Annotated in this window: 3 protein-coding genes and 1 pseudogene; 2 read left to right on the top strand and 2 right to left on the bottom strand. The window is 31.9% G+C overall.

What is annotated here, in order from left to right:
• Nucleotides 1-62 precede the first annotated feature (62 nt).
• Nucleotides 63-406 (bottom strand): annotated as a pseudogene (locus AC3DU7_RS27370) (helix-turn-helix domain-containing protein); the annotation flags it as partial.
• Between the two features lie 1,062 nt (nt 407-1,468).
• On the opposite strand from AC3DU7_RS27370, the gene AC3DU7_RS27365 reads away from it, so the two are divergent.
• Together AC3DU7_RS27365 and AC3DU7_RS27360 are read left to right on the top strand one after the other, a co-directional pair.
• Complete coding sequence (locus AC3DU7_RS27365; RefSeq protein WP_488042418.1) at nt 1,469-2,887, top strand: adenylate/guanylate cyclase domain-containing protein; 1,419 nt, start codon at nt 1,469-1,471, stop codon at nt 2,885-2,887.
• Between the two features lie 301 nt (nt 2,888-3,188).
• Nucleotides 3,189-3,392 (top strand): hypothetical protein, encoded by a 204-nt coding sequence (locus AC3DU7_RS27360; protein WP_488042417.1) that lies wholly within the window; start codon nt 3,189-3,191, stop codon nt 3,390-3,392.
• Between the two features lie 291 nt (nt 3,393-3,683).
• Here the strand turns inward: AC3DU7_RS27360 and AC3DU7_RS27355 are convergent.
• A partial coding sequence (locus AC3DU7_RS27355) for a hypothetical protein (protein WP_488042416.1) occupies nt 3,684-4,035 on the bottom strand: 352 nt, incomplete at its 5' end.

Raw genomic sequence — 4,035 nt, 5'->3', positions numbered from 1 at the left:
AGGCTAAAACCAATATCAGTAAAGACTTTGATATTTAATCAGCAAACCCTATTTATTTGCTACTCTTGTTGAATTTTTAACTCGACCTTTTTGAGGCTTTTTGGTTCAGATTTCACCCAGTCTTTTACTTGCTCCTGTTGCTACTGCTTTAACTTGCTTTTTCTTTCTCTACCTTTTTGATTATACAACCCCTTTATTTTATTTGTTGGTCTTCCCATCTCGTTAACCAATTATATATAGTTTTTCTACTGGCCCCAAATATTGACATTAATTCGTTGATCGAAAATTTCTGATAACTCAACAGTATACATTTGGCTCTGTCTCTCACTTGAGAGAATTCACTTTGCATACTTATTTTTTCTAGAAGTTTTTTATTCTCGGTATTTAATTCTCTAATGAACCTCATAAAAATCACCTTCTTAGTTGCTTTTTTCTCAGAATATCTTTTTTATTGTAAAAATAGGTAATTAATTTTGTGTGATTGCTTATTTAATAGTTTTTTTTCTTCTTTACTGTTCCCTGTTTCCTGTTCCCTTTTGAGCAAGACTCTGTTTCCACATTTCAAATGAAAAGGCTATAACAGTTAATATTTTTAATCTTAATACTTTTGTAGTAGTTATTTATAAAGTGAAGCTACATTTCTTAATTAATCTCCCATAATACCTACTAACGGAATTCTAACCCAGGAAGCTAACTGTTAACTGTTAATTTTTAACTGATTTAATCTCTACTCCCTACTTACAAATGTTAAATAAATTTTTCACAGGCGCTGGTTATTACCCTGACAATTATCATCTATTATTCAGGGCAGCCTAATGAAGGAATGGTATTATTAATCAATCAGTATACATTATTCTTATTTTTATCGCTCCCTTGCTCACTCACTCATCCCAGCTAAGAAAATGTAGCAAAATTTTGAGATTTGATATTAGAGTCTATGTACTTTACCTAAATTAAAACTTCTATAAGATGAAGCTGTACTTAATCACCTTAAAAGTGCTTTAAATTCTATAGTTAATTGAAAAAGTTAAAATATATAGCAACCCTATCTGATTCGTGAAATTTATCCATAGATAAGATTTGCTGTCTCTAAATTTGAGGCTATTGCTATTCACGAATAATTTAGGATTGCTATAGGTTATACCAATTTGATAAATGTTTGCTACAAATAGCTAGGGTATTTCTTATAATTTCCTACGGAATGCTCCACAAACAAAATTGATAATAAATAGATTTAACACTAATTTTAAGGTCGTAGATTCTCTTTTTTGTCAAAAGAATATTTCCGGAACAATATTTTGATTACACTTATTATTCGTAACATTCTTTTTTAAAATTGGTATGATATATACAATATTCATAGCTTTCTCCGTAGTGCTATAACAGAGATATTAATGATGTTTTAATTGTTTTATTTTAGAGTTGGCTGTACAAGCTTTTAGTAAATTTCTCAAAAAATAAATTGTATATGTTTATTAAAATTTCCGGGCTATTTTATTTTTTTAGAGCGCGTTTATCTAGAAAAATAGTATTATGGATATTTGCCAGTATTTTAGTAATTGAGGCTGTAATTTTAATTCCATCTTATAAGCGTCGGGAAGATGAACTTCTTCACCAACTAGAAGATGTTTCTGGAGCGATTTTTAATTCTATTGTGCGCTTGACTCAAACGAGTATGAAGTCTGATGGTATGTTTCAGGAAAAAGTAAAAACATTAACGCAAACGCAAGACTCTGTGGTTTTGGGAGTCACAATTTATGATTATCAGGGAAAGTTAATAGAAACCATTGGTGAAGCTCCCGATATAGACTTTGATGACCTCAAAAACAAAGATATTTTGCGTGTTAGAAGTCGAGATGGTAAACGATATGATATGGCATTGTCAGCAGATTATTTGGGAATAAATTATACATTAATTGCCCGTCATGATACTTCTAATATTCAACCAAAGTTATATGCTTTTATTGGTAGAATTGCAGTGCTTATAGTCGTCATATCTCTTTTCGTTACTTTGGTGACAATGCTAGTTCTAGGAGTGAGTTTAATTTCTCCAGTTTTGAGGTTAAGAGATGATTTAATTGCTGCTGGAGAAACTTTAAGTAAAAATGGTAATGAGGTTAAATTTTATTCCCTTTCTGTTCAAAGGCAAGATGAATTAGGAGAGGTCATGGTGGCTTTTAATCAAATGTTTAATCGAGTTTCTAGAGAAATTGATCAACGTAAGCAAGCAGAAAAAGTATTGTCTGCCGAACAGAAAAAATCGGAAAAATTGTTATTAAATATTTTGCCTAAACCTATTGCAGAAAAATTAAAGGAAGAACAGGAAAATATTGCTGAAAGTTTTACCGAAGTAACTATTTTGTTTGCTGACTTAGTAGGTTTTACTCAATTATCAGAAAATATTCCTCCTACACAGTTAGTTAATTTACTTAATGAAATATTTTCTTGTTTTGATGAGTTAACTGATAAATATTGTTTGGAAAAAATTAAAACTATTGGAGATGCTTATATGGTAGTTGGGGGTTTACCAAATCCACGACAAGATCATGCTGAAGCAATTGCTGAAATGGCTTTGGATATGCAGCAGGCAATTGCTAATTTTAATCAAAAAAATAATATGCAGCTTAGTATTAGAATTGGCATTAATACTGGTCCTGTTATTGCAGGTGTTATTGGTAGAAAAAAATTTATTTATGACCTTTGGGGTGATGCTGTTAATACTGCAAGTAGAATGGAATCTCATGGTGTACCTAATGTTATTCAAGTAACAGAAAAAACTGCTAATTATTTAAAAGAAAAGTATACATTAAATCCTAGGGGAACTATTATGATTAAGGGTAAAGGAAGAATGAATACATATTTTTTAATTGATCGAAATAATCGCTAGTCAATTTAACACTACATCCGGCAATCGCGTTTGCGCAGCATTCCGCAGGAAAGTTTTGCGTCAGTAGTACCGGTCAATTTATTGATTATTAAAGTAAGGTAGTGAGGGTTGAAGAGTTGTAAGGGATGTAGAAAAAAGTACCTTTTGTTAATATGAATTAAGCTATCAGGGCAGAGCGCAAAAAGCTATTGAGACAGAATAGAGTTTATGATAATATTGAAAGTCAAATGATGACTGCTGAAGTAGATAACTAAAAGAAGTTATTTGCTATAAAATTACTAAACTACCAGAGGAAAATAGGATGGAAAATACTGTAAATTGTGCAGAAGATTGTGTTAATGGATGTGTTTTGGGTAATAAATGCCCGAATCAGGATTATGCCAAAGAAGCATCAAAGTTTATTGGTGATACTTCCTTAGATAAAATGCTGGAAATAGCTGAAGAAGCAGTTATGAAGAAAAGAATGGCTCCTCCTAAGTGGGTAATTCCTGAGTTTCCTGAGTAAAAATAATATGAAATGAAAAGCGGTAGTTTTTAGCATTTCCTACACTATCGCTAATTTTTTAATTAATTGAATTAATTAATCAATAATATAATTTATACGAGCGTTATCTTCTCAGTTTAAATCCTCTTTACTAACAAATTACTTAAATCAAGTCTTTTTAAGCCAGACATGAAAAAGATTTAAAAGAGTTCAAATCAGTGAATGATACACTTTTTTAACCCCAATCAAACTTAAATTTTAACAGGCAAGGTATGTAGCTATTCAAGTAAACTGAGTGATATATAGCGTTTCTCAAATTAGTGATATACAGTTATCTTTTTGTATTTTTATTTCATGTTCCCAGATCCGGTGTTCCCTCAAAACAAAACTAAAATTGTCTACCTCACCAGTACGGGAATTGCTATATTCGAGTTTACTAAGATTGTATTCAAAGAAATTAAATTCTTTGATTAAAGAGGATTTAGTGACCAAAAAATAAGGTCTCAAGCCTCCCCTTTCAAGGGGATGAAAAAGCGGTTGAGGGATGGCTCCGAAACCTGCGCCATATCCAATCAACCAAGACAGCGGTCGCTCTTCGCAGCTTCCCGGAGGGTGGGATGGCTCCGAAACCTGCGCCATATCCAATGGACCAAGACAGCGGTCG

It is taken from the genome of Okeania sp., from assembly GCF_983059655.1.
This window is presented reverse-complemented; position numbering and strand designations above follow the sequence as displayed.

Coding starts and splice junctions, on each gene's coding strand:
- AC3DU7_RS27360 (WP_488042417.1), top strand. CDS start 3,189: ATGGAAAATACTGTAAATTGTGCAGAAGATTGTGTTAATGGATGTGTT.
- AC3DU7_RS27365 (WP_488042418.1), top strand. CDS start 1,469: ATGTTTATTAAAATTTCCGGGCTATTTTATTTTTTTAGAGCGCGTTTA.